Origin of the sequence: Bradyrhizobium sp. 2S1, from assembly GCF_011516625.5 — a bacterium.
Taxonomy (GTDB): domain Bacteria; phylum Pseudomonadota; class Alphaproteobacteria; order Rhizobiales; family Xanthobacteraceae; genus Bradyrhizobium; species Bradyrhizobium septentrionale.
The window spans coordinates 3,096,397-3,115,836 of record NZ_CP147717.1 but is presented as its reverse complement, the minus strand read 5'-3'; the positions used below and the strand labels follow the sequence as shown (position 1 = coordinate 3,115,836).

Annotated in this window: 16 protein-coding genes and 2 pseudogenes; 4 read left to right on the top strand and 14 right to left on the bottom strand. The window is 63.2% G+C overall.

What is annotated here, in order from left to right; translation table 11 throughout:
- The first annotated feature begins 115 nt into the window (after window positions 1-115).
- Complete coding sequence (locus HAP54_RS14695; RefSeq protein WP_166204319.1) at window positions 116-1,180, top strand: IS630 family transposase; 1,065 nt, start codon at window positions 116-118, stop codon at window positions 1,178-1,180.
- A gap of 307 nt (window positions 1,181-1,487) precedes the next feature.
- Here HAP54_RS14695 and HAP54_RS14690 read toward each other — a convergent pair whose 3' ends face one another.
- Both HAP54_RS14690 and HAP54_RS14685 read right to left on the bottom strand, forming a co-directional pair.
- Window positions 1,488-1,667, bottom strand: a complete 180-nt coding sequence (locus HAP54_RS14690) for a hypothetical protein (protein ID WP_166301056.1) — start codon at window positions 1,665-1,667, stop codon at window positions 1,488-1,490.
- Window positions 1,664-1,882 (bottom strand): hypothetical protein, encoded by a 219-nt coding sequence (locus tag HAP54_RS14685; protein ID WP_166301053.1) that lies wholly within the window; start codon window positions 1,880-1,882, stop codon window positions 1,664-1,666. The genes HAP54_RS14690 and HAP54_RS14685 overlap by 4 nt, the downstream gene beginning before the upstream one ends.
- Window positions 1,883-2,824: 942 nt before the next feature.
- Between HAP54_RS14685 and HAP54_RS14680 the strand changes: the two genes are divergently transcribed.
- Window positions 2,825-3,331, top strand: a complete 507-nt coding sequence (locus HAP54_RS14680) for a hypothetical protein (RefSeq protein ID WP_166301050.1) — start codon at window positions 2,825-2,827, stop codon at window positions 3,329-3,331.
- Window positions 3,332-3,467: 136 nt separating this feature from the next.
- On the opposite strand, the pseudogene HAP54_RS52480 reads toward HAP54_RS14680, so the two are convergent.
- The 6 genes and pseudogenes from HAP54_RS52480 to HAP54_RS14645 all read right to left on the bottom strand — a co-directional run bounded on the left by HAP54_RS52480 (window position 3,468) and on the right by HAP54_RS14645 (window position 11,445).
- Window positions 3,468-5,510 (bottom strand): annotated as a pseudogene (locus HAP54_RS52480) (acyl CoA:acetate/3-ketoacid CoA transferase).
- Between the two features lie 62 nt (window positions 5,511-5,572).
- Window positions 5,573-6,978 (bottom strand): annotated as a pseudogene (locus HAP54_RS14665) (GntP family permease).
- Between the two features lie 206 nt (window positions 6,979-7,184).
- Window positions 7,185-8,627 carry a sigma-54 interaction domain-containing protein gene (locus HAP54_RS14660; RefSeq protein ID WP_166301047.1) on the bottom strand — a complete coding sequence of 481 codons (1,443 nt, stop codon included), beginning with the start codon at window positions 8,625-8,627 and terminating at the stop codon, window positions 7,185-7,187.
- A 449-nt stretch (window positions 8,628-9,076) separates the two neighbouring features.
- Window positions 9,077-9,499, bottom strand: coding sequence for a PaaI family thioesterase (locus HAP54_RS14655; RefSeq protein WP_166301044.1), 423 nt, complete (start codon window positions 9,497-9,499; stop codon window positions 9,077-9,079).
- Between the two features lie 10 nt (window positions 9,500-9,509).
- A complete protein-coding gene (locus tag HAP54_RS14650; RefSeq protein ID WP_166301041.1) occupies window positions 9,510-10,757 on the bottom strand; it encodes a CaiB/BaiF CoA transferase family protein in 1,248 nt (415 codons plus the stop codon).
- Complete coding sequence (locus HAP54_RS14645) at window positions 10,744-11,445, bottom strand: haloacid dehalogenase type II (protein WP_166301038.1); 702 nt, start codon at window positions 11,443-11,445, stop codon at window positions 10,744-10,746. Before HAP54_RS14645 ends, HAP54_RS14650 begins: the two co-directional genes overlap by 14 nt.
- Window positions 11,446-11,539: 94 nt before the next feature.
- Between HAP54_RS14645 and HAP54_RS14640 the strand changes: the two genes are divergently transcribed.
- Entirely contained in the window at window positions 11,540-12,442 is a 903-nt protein-coding gene (locus HAP54_RS14640; RefSeq protein WP_166301036.1) for a LysR family transcriptional regulator, read from the top strand.
- Here the strand turns inward: HAP54_RS14640 and HAP54_RS14635 are convergent.
- The 5 genes from HAP54_RS14635 to bioB form a co-directional block, all read right to left on the bottom strand.
- Window positions 12,439-13,848: an MFS transporter gene (locus HAP54_RS14635; RefSeq protein ID WP_166301033.1), complete on the bottom strand. Its 1,410-nt coding sequence runs from the start codon at window positions 13,846-13,848 to the stop codon at window positions 12,439-12,441. The two genes, HAP54_RS14640 and HAP54_RS14635, sit on opposite strands and share 4 nt — an antisense overlap.
- A gap of 178 nt (window positions 13,849-14,026) precedes the next feature.
- A complete protein-coding gene (locus HAP54_RS14630; RefSeq protein WP_166301030.1) occupies window positions 14,027-15,289 on the bottom strand; it encodes an adenosylmethionine--8-amino-7-oxononanoate transaminase in 1,263 nt (420 codons plus the stop codon).
- Window positions 15,286-15,918, bottom strand: a complete 633-nt coding sequence (gene bioD / locus HAP54_RS14625; RefSeq protein WP_166301027.1) for a dethiobiotin synthase — start codon at window positions 15,916-15,918, stop codon at window positions 15,286-15,288. The genes HAP54_RS14630 and bioD overlap by 4 nt, the downstream gene beginning before the upstream one ends.
- Window positions 15,915-17,069, bottom strand: coding sequence for an 8-amino-7-oxononanoate synthase (locus HAP54_RS14620; protein ID WP_166301024.1), 1,155 nt, complete (start codon window positions 17,067-17,069; stop codon window positions 15,915-15,917). The genes bioD and HAP54_RS14620 overlap by 4 nt, the downstream gene beginning before the upstream one ends.
- Before the next feature lie 64 nt (window positions 17,070-17,133).
- Entirely contained in the window at window positions 17,134-18,129 is a 996-nt protein-coding gene (bioB, locus tag HAP54_RS14615) for a biotin synthase BioB (protein ID WP_166301021.1), read from the bottom strand.
- Between the two features lie 123 nt (window positions 18,130-18,252).
- On the opposite strand from bioB, the gene HAP54_RS14610 reads away from it, so the two are divergent.
- Window positions 18,253-18,891 (top strand): GntR family transcriptional regulator, encoded by a 639-nt coding sequence (locus tag HAP54_RS14610; protein ID WP_166301018.1) that lies wholly within the window; start codon window positions 18,253-18,255, stop codon window positions 18,889-18,891.
- 36 nt (window positions 18,892-18,927) lie between these two features.
- On the opposite strand, the gene greA is transcribed toward HAP54_RS14610, so the two are convergent.
- Window positions 18,928-19,410, bottom strand: a complete 483-nt coding sequence (greA, locus tag HAP54_RS14605) for a transcription elongation factor GreA (protein WP_166301015.1) — start codon at window positions 19,408-19,410, stop codon at window positions 18,928-18,930.
- Window positions 19,411-19,440: the final 30 nt, after the last annotated feature.

Sequence of the window (19,440 nt, the reverse complement as noted above, 5' to 3'; positions counted from 1 at the left end):
CTGCGCCTTGAGGTGCGGGTCTGAGGGACGCGGCGACCCCAACTCAGGGGTGAGCTGGGGCTGCCGGGGCTAGTACCTACTGTTCTTAAAGCGTGAGTCGTGATTCAAGGTCGGGATGATACCCGAAGCAAGAGAAGTCCACCTTTCGAGGAAAGATCGCAAGGTGCTTGAGGCGTGTTGCCGCTCCCCGGTGACGTTGCAGCGCGATTTGAAGCGGGCGCGGATAGTTCTGTTGGCGGCGGATGGACGCAGCACTCGGTCGATCGCCAAGGAAGTTGGGGTCCAGCCGCGGATTGTCAGCCTTTGGCGGCATCGCTATGCCGACCAAGGCCTTGAAGGGCTGCAAGACAAGCCGCGACCGGGCAAGCAGCCAATCTATACGAAGGCCACCGACAAGCGGATTCTGAAGCTGCTGGACAAGCCGCCGCCGGACGGGTTCGCACGCTGGACCGGGCCCCTGCTGGCCGGGGCGCTGGGCGATGTTGACGTCCAATATGTCTGGCGGTTCCTGCGCAGCCACAAGATTGACCTCGCGGCTCGTAAGTCCTGGTGTGAGAGCAACGACCCGAACTTTACGGCCAAAGCCGCCGATGTTGTCGGCCTCTATGTCGCCCCGCCCGCGAAGGCCATTGTGCTGTGCGTGGACGAGAAGCCCTCGATCCAGGCTTTGGAGCGAGCGCAGGGTTATCTGAAGTTGCCCAATGGCCGCGCCTTGACCGGCCAGAGCCACGATTACAAGCGGCATGGCACCACAACATTGTTTGCGGCGCTCGAAGTCGCCACCGGAAAGATCATCGCGGCGCATTCAAAACGCCGACGCCGCGTCGAGTTTCTCGACTTCATGAACAGCGTCACCGCGGCTTTTCCGAACCGGAAGCTTCACGTCATCCTCGACAACCTCAACACCCACAAGAAGAACGAGCATTGGCTCAAGGCCCACCCCAACGTGCAATTTCATTTCACGCCGACAAGTGCGTCTTGGCTCAATCAGGTCGAGGTATGGTTTTCGATCTTGCAGGGGCAGTCGCTCAGCGGCACCTCCTTCACAAGCCTCACGCAGCTTCAGGAGCACATCGATGCCTACGTCAACGCATACAACGACAGAGCCGAGCCCTTCGTCTGGACCAAGAAAAAGGTCCGTCAACGCCGTTTCAAAGGCCGCCGTATCACTCAGCTCTGATTCTGGGTACTAGGAGGCTGAGCGGCCAGCCTCCACTCGTGAAGTTACGGCTTTCCCGAATTTGATCTACCAAGATCCGCACTTGCTGCGGCGCGCTACTACCATTGCCCCACGTAGGCCCCTGCCAAGCCCAGCAATCATTACTCGGTGATACGCTGAAGAGATCATATTTTTCTCATACAGCGCACCGATGCCTCGCACGCCGCGGGCCGCGGTGCGGCCATGTAGTCCATTTGGATCAGGCCCATTGGCACAGAGTGTATGACGTAAATGGGCTACGGCTACATTGGATATGCGTTGAGGCCCATCAACGAAGTCGCCCACCGCCAGGCTCGAGATCGCTCGGATTGCCTTCTGCAACAGTGCCAACCTCAGGCACCGCGGCCTCGGTGAATTCAATGATGAGCTTTCGTCTTTGGGGATCTCTAATCTTCGAGAACGCTCTGATTAACCTCAAGGTCTCGATCTCCTCGCGGTTTTCGCTCATGACAATGCTCGATTCTCATCGAAGCGTGCCAATGCTGCTTCGATGATCTCGACTTCCCCGCGGAGGATATCGCTCACGACAGACGGTCCGAAGCCGGGGACGTCGTGCGTTTGAACATCATCCAACAGCTGCCGCCGATGATGTTTGAGCTTCTCCAGCGCCTGACGATCCTTCAACGACACGAAGCCGGCGACGATTTGCTCGATGGCTTTCACTAAGAACAACTCTGCAAAATGATTAACGTAGTGCAATCGCACGAATTAAGCGGCCGAGCCGCTTCCTGACAAGGGCTAGGCTCCCATGCAGTGCTAACAGCGTTAATGCTCAGCCCGTAAAAACCACGGGGGCGCTTAAGATCACTGGGCCGTTGACTCCAAAGCGTGTGCTGAAGCGAAACTCATCACAGCGCATGCGGACGCAGATGTCCTCGAGTCGTTCGAGTTGATGCGATGACAGTCGGAATTTATTGGCTGGTGCCTCGGGACCTGCTGCGCTTCAGACGAGCGATCCGTTTGTAGTCAATCCACAACTCGATGAACTCGTGCGCGTCGAGATAATCCTCGGCTTGCCGCCTCGCCTCTTCGTCGTTGCTGCAACGAAGTTCGTACGTTGCGCGTGCGACCCCGGCAGGATCGACTCCGAATGCCACATATGGTTTGAGTCCTTCAATCATTTTTGTCTCTGTGACCTAATGCAGTACGATTGACGCTGCCTGGCGTCGGACGATCTGATTGCAATCAATGTATGTTAATGAAGAGGCCGCTGGCGCTGGACAGCGGCCTCTTGGACCTCATCTCAAATGAACGTCTTGGAAACGAAAACGCCGCCGAAGGTCCGCCACCATTTGCGCCGCGAATTCGCAACGCCGTGGAGTCCGGAGATGCTTATCCACAACCGGAACTCATGCCACGTTGCGAGCACGACACAGTTTCCCGTCGCGCGAACTCACCAAATTGCGGCGCCGCTGGGGGGTGTACCGCCACCGGTTTGAACCGTGTCGAACAACGGCGAGACATAGACTTAGGCAGTCCCCGACCTTTTGCAGGAGCCTCGTCGTGGCGTGTACGGAACCGGAGATCACTCCTTGGCCCGATCGGGTCCGGCGCACCGGCGAGCTAAAGGTATTCCCCGGGGCGAGTTTCACCCCGAGTGTCTGGGTGAATGATCTCGATACAGCGATCACGACGATCAACGACCTTCTCAAGCAGAATGGCGTCTATCTCGCCTTTAAGAAGGCTGACAGGGCGGCTGGCAGCCCGATCGTTGCCGAGACCTATCCGGGTTCCGGCCTCCACGGCAGCGCCGTGCAGACCATCATCGACTCACGCAGCGGCCCTTCGATGGATTCAGTGAAGCTGCGGGTGCCCGCAACTCCGAAAGTCGGCAGGGTTGACGCTGGGCAGGCCATGCGTCTCCACATCCTGGTGCACGAGCTCGTCCACTGCATCGGCCTCTCGAATTGCGCACACAGCAACGATGACGTTTTCGTGGGTAAGTTAGTGATCGACAGCAGCGGCTCGGTCCCGCCCCCGAAACTGGGCGGGCACACGATCTCGAGAATTAAGAAGGCATGGCCCGAGACGTGGGTCAGCGTGCAGGGCGGCGCTCTCGCCAAACAGTCGGCCGATAAATTGAGAAAGTCGATGGAAGGAATAAAACTGTAGAGTCGATAGGGTGGCTCTACATTCCCAGCGCGCGCGCGATCTGCCCGGCGGCAAGCCTCCGGGGCGCTGCCCCTTCCGGCGATGCGAATCCCGGGCGTCCGGCGATGGAGTGATTGCGCCGCCAGGGTTTGGCCGCCTACACCGCCGTGCGGCCGTTTCGGTCCGGCTGCGGAGTGCCGCCAGCTTCGACATTGCGCCAATCCGAGCGCGCGTCTTCCGCGCTTTCGAAGATGTGCGCGGCGACGCCGCGCCTTTCCAGCGCTTCGCCGAGCTTGATGCGCAGGAAGCCCGACGTGGTGTAACGGGAGACGCCGGAATAAAAACGGTCGGTCAAGCCTTGCACCATCGCCGAATATTCGTCGAGCAATTCGGGAACAATCGAGAAGTTGTCGTAATTGACGATCGCATAGACGCGGCGATCGAGGCGGCCGAGCCTGGCTTCGACGGCGTGCGCGATCGCATCGATGTCACTCCTGCTGCGCAGCGCGAAGCGTTCCAGGTTGACGAAGAACAGGTTCTGCTGCTGGTCCAGGGTGAAGCGCCGATCGAGCGGAATCGTCAGCAGATAGCTGCGCAGATCCATTGGGCCGTCCCGGAAGATCCGCGCGTCCATCAACGGCGGATCGCGCGGGATCAGCGGCCTGAAATCCATCAGGCGGAGGATGTCGCGCTCGATATCGATGCCGGGCGCCACCTCGATCAGCTCGAGCCCCCCTTCGGTCAGCGCCAGCACGCAGCGCTCGGTGACATAGTGCACGGTCTGCCCGCGCTTGGCGGCGAAGGCGCCGCTGAAGGTGACATGCTCGACTGTCTCGACGAATTTGCGGGCTTTGGCTTCCTCGGCGATGACCAGCCTGCCGTCGGTCACGCCAATGCGCTGGCGCCCCGCGCCAAACGTGCCGACGAAAATCACCTTCTTGGCGTTCTGGCTGATGTTGATGAAGCCGCCCGCACCGGCGAGCTTGGGACCAAACTTGCTGACATTGAGATCGCCGGCGCGATCGACCTGGGCGAGACCCAGGAACGCGGCGTCGAGACCGCCGCCGTCATAGAAATCGAACTGATAGGGCTGGTCGATCACCGCCTGCGTGTTGACGGCGGCACCGAAATCGATCCCGCTCGCCGGCACGCCGCCGATCACGCCGGGCTCGGCCGTCAGCGTGATCAGGTCGATCACCCGCTCCTCATTGGCAACCGAGGCGATGCCTTCGGGCATGCCGATGCCGAGATTGACGACACTGTTGGCCTTGAGCTCGAACGCGGCCCGGCGCGCGATGATCTTGCGCTCGCTCATCGGCATCGGCGGCAGCGAGCCGGCGTGCAGCCTGATCTCGCCGCTATAGGCCGGGTTGTAATGCGTGCCAAAGGTCTGCTAGTGGTTTTCCGGTTTGGCCACCACGACGCAGTCGACGAGGACACCGGGGATTTTCACCTGGCGCGGATTGAGGCTGCCGCTTTCTGCGACGCGCTCGACCTGAGCGATGACAATGCCGCCGGAATTATGCGCCGCCATGGCGATCGCCAGCGCTTCCAGCGTCAACGCCTCCTTCTCCATCGTGAGATTTCCGTCGGCGTCGCCGGTGGTGGCACGGATAATCCCGACGTCGATGGGAAAGGTCTTGTAAAACAGGCACTCCTCGCCACCGAGCGTGACCAGCTCGACCAACTCCTCGATGGTGCGGGCGTTGAGCTTGCCACCGCCCTGGCGCGGATCGACGAAGGTGCCGATGCCGACGCGCGAGATGTGGCCGGGACGCCGCGCGGCGATGTCGCGGAACAGATGTGTGATGACACCCTGCGGCAGATTATAGGCCTCGATCTGATTTGCGATCGCAAGCTGCTGCAATTTGGGCGCAAGCCCCCAGTGGCCGCCGATCACGCGCCTGACCAGGCCCTCGTGTGCGAAATGGTTGAGGCCGCGGTGCTTGCCGTCTCCCTGTCCCGCCGCATAGACCAGCGTGAGATTGCGAGGCTTGCCCTGCGCGTAGGGAGCGTCGGTTTCGTTGGCGAGATAGAGCTCCTCCAGCGCGAGGGCGATCTCTTCGGCAAAGCCGATGCCGACGAAGCCGCCGGTCGCGACCGTGTCGCCATCGCGGATCAAGCGCACCGCTTCGGCGGCCGTGACGATCTTGCCCTTCTCCGTCGTGCGCAGATAGGACAGGGCCGGATGCTGGCTCACGTCATTCCTCCCGATTAATCGTTAGATCCTGGAGCCCCGTTCCGATTCAATCAGAACCGGCTCTAGACCAACCCGGTGACGTAATAGACCGCGATCACGAAGAACACCGCCAGCGTCTTCAGGCAGGTCACCGCAAAGATGTCCTTGTAGGACTGCTGGTGCGTCAGCCCGGTCACCGCAAGCAGGGTAATGACGGCGCCGTTGTGCGGCAATGTGTCCATGCCGCCGCTCGCCATCGACGCGACGCGGTGAAGCACCTCGGGCGGGATGTGCGCCGCCTCCGCCATGGCGATGAAATCCTTTGCCATCGCGGCGAGCGCAATCGACATGCCGCCCGAGACCGAACCGGTGATGCCGGCGAGCGAGGTGACGGTGATGGCTTCGTTGACGAGCGGATTGGGGATCGTCTTCAGCGCATCCTTGATGACGATGAAGCCGGGAAGCGCCGCGATCACGCCGCCGAAGCCATATTCGTCATCGCCGCCAGCAGCGCGCCGCCGACCGCGGCCTTGCTACCCTCGGCGAAGGTCTTTCTCAATTTTGGAAACGGGAATGCGAACACGGTGAGAATGCCCGCAATCAGTGCGCCCTCTACCGCCCAAATCGCCTTGATGCTGGCGATCGGCGTCGTAATCGAATGGTCGAGCGCGAGCGTCAGATCGTACCTCGCGCCGTAGACACGCTCGATCAGGCCGCCGAACACGCCGGGAAAGCCACCGAGCAGCAGGTTGACCGCGAACACCACGATCAGCGGCAGAAAGGCAACCAACGCCGGCGCCAGTTCCTTGGTATCGACCGGTGGCGGCTCGTTGCTGTGCCCCTCACCATAGCCCTCGCCGGCAGCCACCGCCTGGCGTCGGCGCCATTCGAGATAGAGCAGGCCGAACACGAAGATGAAGATGAAGATCGCACCGATTGTGCCGAGGATCGGCGCCGCGCCGTTGGTGGTCTTGAAATAGGTGGTCGGAATGATGTTCTGGATCTGCGGGCTGAACGGCAGCGAATCCATCGTGAATGAAAAGGCGCCGAGCGCGATCGTGCCGGGAATCAGACGCTTTGGGATGTTGCCGGCCCGGAACATCTCGGCAGCGAACGGATAGGCGGCGAACACCACGACGAACAGGGAGACCCCGCCATAGGTGAGCACCGCGCAGACCAGCACGATCGCCAGCATCGCGCGCTGGCTGCCGACGAGGCCGATCACCGCCGCCACGATCGATTTGGAGAAGCCGGAGAGCTCGATCACCTTGCCGAACACCGCGCCCAGCAGGAACACCGGGAAATACAGCTTCGCGAAGCCGACCATCTTGTCCATGAAGAGACCGGTGAAGGCGGCCGGCACCGCGCCGGGGTCGGTCAGCAGCACCGCGCCCATTGCTGCGACCGGCGCGAACAGGATGACGCTGAAGCCGCGATAGGCGACGAACATCAGGAAAACGAGCGCGGCCACTGCGACCAGAAAGCTCATCTGTTTCTCTCCCGGGGTGTTGTTCTTTTCGGACTCTTCTTGCGCATTCGAGATGCGTCATCCGGGAGCAGAGCAAGCTCCAGGCCAGATGCCTCGCGATGGTGAAAAATGCTTGAAATTCCGGCAATTCGGCCGGCGGCCGGGAGGTCAGGGCTGGGAGTTGCCTGTCAACTTTCCGAGACTCGCGACAGTTTCAGTCTCGATCGTCAGACAGGCGAAGAGTCCGATGCGGCCAGTCCGAACTTGGCGAGCTTCTTGTAGAACGTCGCCCGCGAAATACGCAGCATCCGGGCCGCTTCCGCAATTTGCCCGTTGGCGGCCGCGAGCGCGCCTTCAAGCGTCCGTTTCTCGAATGCAGCCTCGGCCTGGGCATAAGGCACGACTGCGCCCGCCGCCTGCGCTGCGACGCCCTTCCCCTCGGCGCCGACGGACAGGATGCGGGCGAAGTCATCCCCGGCGAGGCGGCCCGAGTCACTGAGAATGAGCGCGCGCTCCAGCACGTTGCGCAGCTCACGGACGTTTCCAGGCCAGTCATAGCAGGCGAGCGCGGCGAGGCCCGACGGCGTGATCTTGGCGTTGAGGTAGTCACCGGACCGGACGATGTCGTCCAACAGCCTTGCGCAGATGTCCGGAAGATCGCCGGCGCAATCGCGCAACGGCGGCAGCGCGATCGTCAGCACGTTGAGGCGGTAGAACAGGTCGGCCCGGAAAGTGCCTTCGTTGACGCGCTTCAGGAGGTCGACGTTGGTCGCAGCGATGACGCGGACGTCGACTTTCGTGACCTTGTCGGACCCAACCGGCTCGATTTCCCGCTGTTGCAACACCCGCAGCAGCTTGCTCTGCAGTTGCAGCGGCATTTCACCGATTTCATCGAGGAACAGCGTGCCGCTATCGGCGCTCCTGAACTTGCCGTCCCGACCTTTGCGGTCGGCGCCGGTATAGGCCCCCGGCACTGTCCCGAAGAACTCGGACTCGATCAGCGTATCCGGGATAGCGGCGACATTGACGCTGACGAAGGGTCTTTCGGCGCGCGCCGAAGCGTTGTGGATGGCCTGCGCCAGCAGCTCCTTGCCGGTTCCGGTTTCTCCGGTTAGCAGAACCGTAACATTCTGGCGCGCCGCCCGGCGGGCGAGTTCCTTGGCGCGCCCGATGCGCTCCGTCTTGCCGACATAATCATCGAAGGTAAACCGCGCGCTGCGCGGTTGCGACAATTGCCGTTTCGCCAGCCTGAGGTCGCTTTCGAGTTGACCCATCCGCGCGATCAGCGGCTTCAAATTGTCGAGACGGTCTGACAGCACGAAGCCGATCGCGCCGATGACGTTCCTGTTCTCGTCCTCGATCGGCATGCGCGTCACCACAAGCTGCTCGCCGCCGAGTTCCATGATATCCAGAAGGATCGGCTCGCCGGTGTCGGCCACGCGGCGCATCAGACTGTTCGGGATGATCTCCTCGATGGGGCGTCCGATCGCCTCGGAGACGTGTCCAAGGCGAAGCGAGTGAAGATATTTTTCATTGACGTAAACGACGCGCCCGTCGCGATCGATCGCGATGGCGCCTTCGCAGAGATCATCCAGGCGCTCAAACAGCGTTTCCATGGCGCGTGCGCGGATGGTCGCGGGATCGCTGACGATGGGCTGGCGATCGGACATCGGTTGCGAATGGCCCTTCAACAATGAGCGAACGCGGATGGTGACCCATGCGTCCCGTCCCACGCTCCACTTGTCTCCAGAAGGGGCTGGACCTGCGAAGCAGACTGGTTTGCGGCAAATCTAGCAGGAGATTGCATGATTTCACATCAGCGCCGGACAAAACTTCGCGGCCAGCGCAGCGCCGCAACTGCATCGTCCGTACGATAATAGTATCGCAATTTCAATGATGTATTCGATATTTTGTTCTGAGCGGCGCGCCGTTCAAATCGGTGATTTGGCCAGCAACGCGTGCGAAACGCACCGTCAAGCCAACGCATCGGCCGCATCCCTGATGCCGGTGTAGATCTCATTGAGATCCGCCTCGCTGACGCATTAGGGCGGCATCACGTAGATCGTATTGCCGAGCGGCCGCGGCAGATAGCTGGCCGATGCGAGCCAACGGAAGCCTTTCAGCTTCGGCTCAGCAGCTGCCAGGTCGATGTGGCATGCGCGATCGGCTCGCCGGCCGCGGTGGAGGCCTGGGACTGCAGGAAGAAGGTCTTGCGGCCCTTCTTCAGGAAGCTCGCATGGCAGGTCACGCGCCCTTCGCGGACAGCGCCGAGATACTGCACCTTCATCTCCAGCGTGGTACCGGGGCCCGCGACGTGGTTGACGAGATGCCCCATCGAGATGTCGAGCGCCGTCGCGAGAACCCCGCCGTGCAGCGTCCCTTGCGGGTTGAACAGCGGCCTCTCGACGTCGAAGGACACGATGCAGGTCTCGCCCTGGTAGGCGATATCAAGTCCGAACAAGCGGGACAGGAAGAACGACCCGAATTCCTGCCGCTCATCCTCGATGGCGCGACGCAACATCTGCTCGGCGATATCTCTCATGGCGATGCTCTCACGACGCTCTCTTGGGCGGTCGCACGAAGTTCCGTCCAAACTCTCCGAACGCACCTTCGGCCGCGAATCTCTCGAGCCGATCGTCGGTCCAGCCGAGCCATTCCGCAAGCACCTCACTCGTGTGTTCGCCGAGCATCGGCGGCGGCGTGGAAGGCGCCGGCGGTTCGTCGCCGAACCGGGTCGGCCTGGCGATGAACCTCACGTCCCCGGCGGCCGGATGGCTGACGGTCTGGACCATTCCCCGCTGCGTGAGTTGCGGCGTCTCGCAGACTTCGCCGACCGACTTGATCGCGCCGCACGGAATGCCGGCCGCGCCCAGCGCCTGCAGCCAATCGGCGCGGGTCCTGCGGGCGAAGATCGGCGAGAGGATCGCGACGAGCTCGTTCCGGCTTGCCGCGCGTTTTGGGGCGGTTGCGAAGCTGACGTCTTCGATGAGGTCCGGACGGCCGATGACGCCGCAAAACGCCGTCCAGAACTTGTCGTTGGCGACCCCGACATTGATCCAGCCGTCGCTGGTTTCGAACGGTTCGTACGGGCTGATGGTCGGATGGACATTGCCGCGGCGTTTGGGGCTTTGCCCTGATGCGAAGTACATGCCGGCGTTGAACGTCAGCAGCGACGCCATGGCGTCGAGCATCGAGACGTCGACGCGGCCGCCCTCGCCGGTGCGGCTCTTCCGCATCAGGGCGGCTAGCACCGAATGCGAGGCGTACAGGCCGGTGACGAGATCGGCGATCGAGGTGCCGACCTTGGTCGGCGGTCCGTCCGGATCGCCGGTGATGTCCATCACGCCGGATTCGCCCTGCAGGATCAGATCGTAGCCGGGACGTCCGGCGTCGGCACCGGTGCGGCCGAACCCCGAGATGCTGCACAGGGTGATGTCGGGCTTGCGGGCGCGCAGCGCATCAAAGCCGAGCCCCCATTTGTCGAGCGTGCCCGGGCGAAAATTCTCGATGACGACATCGGCGACGGAAGCAAGATCGAGCACCGCGTCACGCCCTGCCGGCGACTTCAGATCGATGGCGCAACTTCGCTTGTTGCGGTTCACTGACAGGAAGTACGCACTCTCGCCGCCGACGAAGGGCGGCCCGTAGCGGCGGCTTTCGTCGCCTTGCCTGGGATCCTCGATCTTGACGATGTCGGCACCGAGATCGCCCAGCTGCATCGTGGCGAAGGGTCCGGAGACCACCCGGCAGAGGTCGAGGACCCTGATGCCCGACAGCGGCTCGCGATCAGACGATCGCATCGGCGAGGTCCTTCATCGTCGGCACCAGGATGTCGGGCTGGTGCGGCGTGATGCCGAACGGACGGCTGCGCCGGTCGATGAAGGCCGTCAGCATGCCGGCGGACTTGGCGCCGATGCAGTCGAAGGCATGATTGGCGACGAACAGCACCTGCTCGGGCTTCACACCCATGATCTCGGCCGCCTTGGTGTAGGTCGCGACATGCGGCTTGAACGAATTGGCCTCAGACACCGAGATCACGCGGTCGAACGGGACCTTGTGATACCGCTTTGCGGTTTCGAGCATGTCCGGATCGCCGTTCGAGAGCACCACCAGCTTGTATTTGGCTTGCAGCCGCGCGAGCGCTTCCGGCACCTCGGGAAACGGCACCAGCTTCTCGATCTCACCGACGAGGTAGCGCACATCGTCCATCGTGTAGTCGATTCCGGCGCGGTCCATGACGTGGGACACCGCGCGGTGCCCGATCTCCCGATAGGGCGTGTGCTCGCGATGCAGCAGCGCATCGATCATCGAATTCTCGAAATGGGTGCGGCGCCACCACGTGACGAAGGAATTCGGATCGCCTTTCCAACCCTTCTTCTCAAGGAACGGCGCCGCGATCCTGGTCAGGCCGCCCTGCATGTCGACGACCGTGCCGTACTGATCGAAGATGCAGATCTTCACGTCGCGCTTGATTGTCTCAAAGCTCATGGATGCCTCCTTGGTTCAGACCCACTGATACGCGCGGGATCATCATGGATGAAATGGATTTGTGATCTCTCACTATTCACGATATGAATGACGCATGAACCTTCGATCCATCGACCTCAACCTGCTCGTCGCGTTGGACGCGCTGCTGACCGAGCGTCACGTCACCAAGGCGGCCGATCGTGTCGGCCTCAGTCAACCGGCGATGAGCAACGCGCTCAACCGGTTGCGCGCGATGTTCGAGGACGAACTGCTGGTGCGGACGACGACCGGGATGCAGCCCACGCCGCGCGCGACCGAATTGGCGGAGCCCTTGCGCCAGGTGCTTCGCCAGGTCGAGCGCGTGATGGCGAGCGATGCCGGCTTCGACCCACACCGGACCGAACGCACCTTCACGATCAGGATGTCGGATATTCTCGCGTGCCTGCTGCTGCCGAGACTCGCCGCGGCGCGGCCGCCGGAGGCGCGGATCTCCTACAACACGATCCATCTGTCGCCTGCCCTGACGATCGATGCGCTCGAGCGCGACGAGATCGACGTCGCGGTCAGCATGGGTCTCGAGCACTCCGCATCGATCCGTTCGGAGACGCTGCTGCGCGACCGCATGGTCTGTCTGATGCGGCGCGGTCACGAGATCAAGCGCGGGCGGTTGACCTTCGAGCGCTTCATCGCGCAGGAGCACATGAAGGTTTCGATGAGTCCGACTGATCTGCGTTTCGTCGACGATGTGCTCGCCGAACGCGGCCATCGAAGACGTATCGCCCTGAACGTACCGCATTGGCTGGTCGTACCCCACGTCCTGAAGAAGACTGACCTGCTCGCGGTGATGCCGCGGCACCTCGCCGCCGTGCTGATGGACGATGAACTGCGAATGGAGGACCTGCCGTTCGAGTCCGCGCCATTCGACTGGATGTTGTACTGGCATCGCAGATACGACCAGAGCAATGCGAATGGCTGGCTCCGCGGCCGGCTCAGGGCGGCCTGCTCCGATCTAGGTTAGGCGCTGATGTCCGCCGGTCTCCGCGCGATCGACGGCTGACTTCCTGCGTCAGCGTCCGCGATCGCTGACGCATCCTCCAACGATCGTCCCTTGGTTTCGAAACCGAACATAAGGAAGACCACGGCCTGGAAGACGAGGATGCCGGCCAACGTCGTCAGCACGCCGGTCAAGCCTTGCCAGGCGAAGATCGCGACCACGACGTATTGAACCAGCGCGGTTGCGATGCGTCCGGACGTGGCGCAGATCGCCGTGCCGCGCAGCCGATAGCGCGTCGGGAACAGCTCCGGGACGTGCATCGCAAACCCGGTCGCCAGCATGACGTAGATCGCGGTGATGAGCAGGAAGCCGACGCCCGCGAGCGCAACGCCGTCCGGCATGGTGGGATAGGCGATACCGAGCGCCGCTGCCGCAATCGACGAGCAGACGATCGACAGCCGGCGCCCGAGCCGGTCCGCCAGCACGAGGCCGATCAGCGACCCGACCGGCCCACCGAGCGCCATCACCGTGGTGTAGCCCAGCGAGGAGACCACGCTGTGACCGCCCTTGACCATGAAGGTCGGCAGCCAGCCGATGAACCCATAGAGGCTGAAGCCGACGACGATGTGCAACAGGCTGCCGAGCAGCGTCCGGCTGAGATATGGCGGCTGGAACAGGCGCCACACCGGGCCGGGAGGCTGCTGCTCCGTCGCGCCGGCGGCGACCGGAGCGAGCGCGCCCTTGCGCGCGGCCTCCGCCTCGATTGCCGCGAGAATTTTCTCGGCTTCATCGGCGCGGCCGTTGGCGGCGAGCCAGCGCGGCGATTCCGGCATCGACTTGCGCAGGACCCAGACGATCATCGCGAGGACGCCGACGAGGCCGAACATGTAGCGCCATCCAAGCGTCGGGATCACCCACAGGCCGATCATCGACGACGCGAACAGCGAGAAGTTGGTGATCACGGCCAGCAGCCCGATCCAGCGTCCACGTGACGAGGCCGGCACGAACTCCGTCAAGGTCGCATAGCCAACCACGATTTCCGCGCCGAGCCCGATGCCGATGACGAAACGCAGGCCGATCAGGACGATCATGCTGGGTGCGAAGGCGGCCGCGATCGACGCGAGACCGAAGATCGCCAGGTTCATCTGGTAGGAGAAGCGGCGACCGAAGCGGTCGCCAAGAATGCCAGAGAACCATGCGCCGATCGTCATCCCGACGAAGGTCGCGGAGACGAAGGCGGCGTTGAACTCGAGCGTCGACCAGCCTTCCTTGAGCACCGCCCCGAGCACGCCGCCGGCCAGATAGATGTCGAATGCATCGAGGAACATGCCGGCGCCGATCAGGGCGAGGATGCGCCAGTGGAATCCACAGATCGGCAGCCTGTCGAGGCGTGCGCCCGCGTTGATGTCGATGTCGGCGGATCGCGCCATGCCAAACCTCCCTGCCCGGCCTTTCGGGAGCCGGATGCTCCAATCATCGATTGATGACGCGCAGGGGGTGGTCGTCCAATTCAAATCGAAAATTCGACTATTTGGCGCAGTGATGAAGTTGACGCGCGATAGTGCGCGGCGATCTCACTGATGTTGGCGACTGCAGACGCAAGACGCGTCAGGCCAACTCGTCAGCCGCAGCCCCGATGCCGGCGTAGATCTCATTGAGATCCGCCTCGGTGACGCAATAGGGCGGCATCACGTAGATCGTGTTGCCGAGCGGTCGCAGCAGCAGGTTTCGCCGCTCGAAGAAGGCCTGAAGTTTTGGGCCGATGCCTGCGAGATAACCCGCATCGTTTGCCTTGAGGTCGAGTGCGGTGATGGTGCCGGTGCGGCGGACGTTTTCGAAGCGCGGATCGGCGCGGAAGGGTGCGATCAGGCCTTCCTGCATCGCGGCGACCGAGGCGACGTGCTCGTGGGCGCCGCGTTGCCAAAGATCAAGATTCGCTTTTGCCGCGGCGCAGGCAACCGGGTTCGCGGTGTAGGAACTGGAATGGAAGAACATCCGCGAGCGATCGCTGGAATAATGCGCATCGTAGATGTCGGCACGGCAAAGCGTCACCGCGAGCGGCAGCGATCCGCCGGTGAGGCCCTTTGAATAACAGGCGATATCCGGCGTGACATCGGCCTGCTCGCACGCGAACAAGGTGCCGGTCCGGCCCCAGCCGGTCATCACCTCGTCGGCGATGAAGAGCACGCCAACGGTTTCGCAGATGCGCTTCATTTCCTTCAGCACCGAGGCGGGATACATCAGCATCCCGCCGGCGCCCAGAATCAGCGGCTCGACAATGAACGCAGCCACGTTTTTGTTGCTGCATGCAGCTTCGAGCGCATCGAGTGTCGCCTGTTCATGACCGGCGGCAGGAAACGGGATCGAGGCAACGTCGAACAGCAGCGGTTCGTAGGCCGCATTGAACACGCCGCGGGCGCCGACCGACATCGTGCCCACGGTGTCGCCATGATAGGAGTGCTGCATGACGACGATGCGGGTGCGCGGCACGCCGATATTGTGCCAATAGCCGAGCGCCATTTTCAGCGCCACTTCGACGCTGGTCGAGCCAGAGTCTGAGAAGAACACATAGTCTAACCCATCAGGCGCAAGCTTCAGGAGCTGCGCGGCAACCGCTTCGGCCGGATCGTGGGTATGGCCGGCAAAGATGATCTGGTTGAGCTGCTCCGCCTGGCTCTGGATCGCGCGCACGATATGCGGATGGCAGTGGCCGTGGGTCACGACCCACCAGGATGCGATCGCATCGATGATCCGGCGGTCATCCGCGGTGTAGAGATAGGCGCCCTCGCCGCGCACGATCCTGGTCATCGAGCCGTGGAGCGCGTGCTGGGTGAAGGGGTGCCAGATCGGCGACTTTCGAGAGGACATCATGGATTGAAATCGTCGCGGCGGAACGACGCCTTGAACGCTGCTTGCAGCGTGTCTGCCGCAAGCGGCGCAAGCCAGGGCAACCGGCCCAACCGGCGGACCTGCCCGATCTCGCAAATCGCCCGCTCGCTCTCCGGATTGCTGTCGCCGATGAAGGCGACGCCGAGAAGATCGATCCTGCGCTTGCGCAGCGCCTCGATCGACAGCAGCGAGTGATTGATGGTGCCGAGCGCGGTGCGGGCGCACAGCACCACCGGAAGCCGCCAGTGCTCGAAGATATCGATATAGAGCGTGTCGTCATTCAGCGGCACCATCAGCCCGCCCGCGCCCTCGATCACCAGCGGCCGGTCACAGGTCGCGGGCACATCGAGCGCAGCCGGATCGATGCGCACGCCGTCGATCGCGGCAGACTGATGCGGCGACGCCGGCGTTCGCAGCCGATAGCGCTCGGGCACGATGCGATCGGGCGCGAGACCGCCGAGCCGTGCCACCAGTTGCGCATCGGTCTCTTCTTCAAGGCCGGACTGCACCGGCTTCCAGTAGTTCGCGCCGAGGAAGCCGGCGAGGCCTGCGGAGAAGATCGTCTTTCCGATCCCGGTGTCGGTGCCGGTCACCACGATCCGGCTGGTCATCGCGACCAGCCCTTCGTCTCCTCGCCCAGCGCATCGAGCAGTGCGCGCACGTCGCCCTCGTCGACATTGAGGGTCAGTGCAATGCGCAACCGCGCGGTTCCCGCCGGCACGGTCGGCGGCCGGATGCCGCGGATGTCGAAACCACGCGCCTGCAATGCTGACGCGAGTTGCATCGCGCGCGCATTGTCGCCGACGATATAGGGCACGATCTGCGAGCGCGACGGACTTTGCCAACCGCGCAGATCGAGTTCGCGATGCGTGAACGCGACCAATTTTGCGAGGCGCTGCTGATGCTCGGGCTCCTCCTGCAGGATCAGAAGCGCCTCGCGCACGGCGACGGCCACAAGCGGCGACGGCGCGGTGGCGAAGATGAACGGGCGGCAGCGATTGACCATGAAGTCGCGCAGCACAGCTGACGCGGTGACCAGCGCGCCGGCGGCACCCAGCGCCTTGCCGCAGGTATGAACGATCACGAGATTGTCGCGCCCCTCATAGGGCGCCGTCAGCCCGCGTCCCTGCGCGCCAAAGACTCCCGTGCCATGCGCCTCGTCGACCATCAGGAATGCGTCGAGCCGATCGGCGATGGCGACGAGGTCGTCGAGCGGCGCGACATCGCCGTCCATGCTGTAGACGCTTTCGACCACGATCCAGACCCGGCCGGTCCCGCCCTGGGCGCGCCAGCTGCGAATGGTGTCTTCGACCGACCCGGGATCATTGTGTTCACTGAACCGGAATTCGGCCCGGCCGGCCCGCGCGCCTTCATGGATGCTGGCATGCACGAGGGAATCGAGCACCAGCAGGTCGCCGCGTTGCGGCAGCGTGGTCAACACGGCGAAATTGGCGACGTAGCCGCCGCCAAAGAACAGCGCGGTCTCGGCGCGGAAGAACCTGGCGGCCTCGGCCTCTAACCGTTCGTGCTCCTCGCAATTGCCGCGCAGCAGCCGCGAGCCGCCGGCGCCGATCGGCGTGCCGGCCTCGAGCGCGGCCGCAACCGCCTGCTTGATTCGCGGCGCGCTCGCCAGCGCCAGGTAGTCGTTCGATACGAAATCGATGCCCGCGCGCGGCTTGAGGCCGCGCAGCCGATCGTCCTTGCTCAGGGCATGCAAGGCCGCGGCGTAATCAGCGACCTTGGCCGCATGGATTGCGCTCATGCTTCACTCACAGGAAGATTGTGGATTGCGCGCACCAGCGTTGCGCGCCCACCGGAGATGGCGGTCAGGCGAGACGGGACGTGATGCCGAGCCGGTCCAGCAGATCGGCATCGCGATCGCGCTGCGGGTTCTTGGTGGTCAGCAGCACATCGCCGATGAAGATCGAATTGGCGCCGGCGAGGAAGCACATGGCCTGCAGCTCATCGGTCATGTATTGCCGCCCGGCCGACAACCGGACCACGCTGTTCGGCATCATGATCCGCGCGGTGGCGACCAGCCGCACCAGCGCGATCGGATCAGGCCGCTCCGCGGTGTCGTTGACCGGGACGCCCTTGACCTCGTTCCACAGATTGATCGGCACGCTCTCCGGATGGCTGGGGAGATTGGCGAGCAGCATCAGCATGCCGAGCCGGTCTTCAACCTGCTCGCCCATGCCGATAATGCCGCCGCAGCAGACCTTGATGCCGGCGTCGCGCACATGCGCTAGCGTATCGATGCGGTCCTGCAAGGTGCGGGTGGTGATGATCTTGTCGTAGAACTCCGGCGAGGTATCGACATTGTGGTTGTAGAAATCGAGCCCGGCCTCGGAGAGGCGTTCGGCCTGATCAGGCGTCAGCATGCCGAGCGTGACGCAGGTCTCCATGCCCAGCCCCTTCACCGCGCTGACCATGTCGCAGACCTGATCGAGATCGCGGTCCTTGGGACTGCGCCAGGCCGCGGCCATGCAGAAGCGGCTTGCGCCGGCGTCCTTGGCGCGCTGCGCGACGGCGACCACCTCATCCCGCGGCATCAGGCGGGTCGCCTTCAGGCCGGTGTCGTAATGCGCGCTCTGCGAGCAGTAGCCGCAATCTTCCGGACAGCCGCCGGTCTTGATGCTGAGCAGGCTCGCGGTTTCGACGTGGTTCGGATTGAAGTTGGCGCGGTGAACGCCTTGCGCCTGAAACATCAGGTCGGCGAACGGCAAATTGTAGAGCGCTTCGGCCTCGGCGCGCTCCCAGCTTTTGCGCAGCGGGGCGCTGCTGCTTCTGTCGGTCCGTTCGATTTCCACCACATCAACCATCGGGCTTGCCTTCTCGTTTGCGATGGATCATAGATAAACTGAGTTATTATCTATGATCGTTGATTTAGAATGATGCTAGCCGACGTCGAGCGGATGCGCATCCGTTTTTGCGATAGATAATCTATGGTCAGCGAAGCAGAGAACACGACCACCGCCGGGCGCATCGCCGGCGCGATCGGCGAACGCATCATCAGCGGCGAATTGCTGCCCGACGCCCCGCTCCGGCAGGATCATGTCGCGCGGGAATTCCATTCCAGCCACGTCCCGGTGCGCGAGGCCTTCAGGCAATTGGAGGCGCAGCACCTTGTCGTCGCCGTGCCGCGTCGCGGCGTACGGGTTGCTCCGCTCGACACCAAATCGGTGAAGGAGATCGCCGAGATGCGCGCCGCGCTCGAAGTGGTCGCGCTGCGCAATGCCGCCCCGAGGTTCACATCGGCGCATTTGGCGCGGATCGAACTCGCGCTCATCGAAGGCGACAACGCCGAGACGGTTCAGGATTTCGAGATGGCCAATCGCGCCTTTCATCACGCGCTGGTGGCGCCGTGCGCGATGCCGCGGCTGCTCGCCAGCCTCGACGGGTTGCAGCTGGCAAATTCGCGGCTGGTGTTCGCGATGGCGCGCAACGCCGGCTGGCGGCCGCGACCCAGCCAGGATCATCGCATGATCCTGCAGGCCGTGCGTGCGCGCAACATCGAGCAAGCCTGCAGCCTGCTCGCACGCCATATCCAGACGATCGAGCGTCTTGCGTTGCCGGCGGCGTGATCTGGGATTTGCAATCGCTTGCGGGTCGCGAGGCGGCTAGGCGATCGCCACGATCTCCAATTCCTGATCGCCTGCCCCGACGACGTCCCCCACGGCTTTCCCCATCAGCGATCTCGCCACTGGCGCGACAAAGGAAATCGAGCCTGCCTTCGGATCGGCTTCGTCCTCGCCGACAATGCGATAGGTCTGCACCCGCCCGTCGGCGCGGCTGAAGGTCACGGTGCTTCCGAACGCGACGGTTTCGGTCGAAGCGGGAGTGGGGACCACCTGCGCGGTGCGGAGACGTTCCGTGAGATAGCGCGTGTCGCGCAACGGGACCGCCGACTGTCGTCGCCGTTCGTTGACGTCGTCCAGCTGCTGCGCGGTCTCGTAGGCCTCGCGTGCCTCCTGGAGCTGACGTTCCAGCGCCTTCCGTCCTGCCTCGGTCACCAGATTGGGATGCGGCGAAATCGGACGGTCCGGCAACAGCGTCTCAGACGCGGTCTCGGCACTTTCTTCCTTGGTGAAGGCAACGCTCAATCCAGAACTCCATCAATGAGGCAGGCAGTA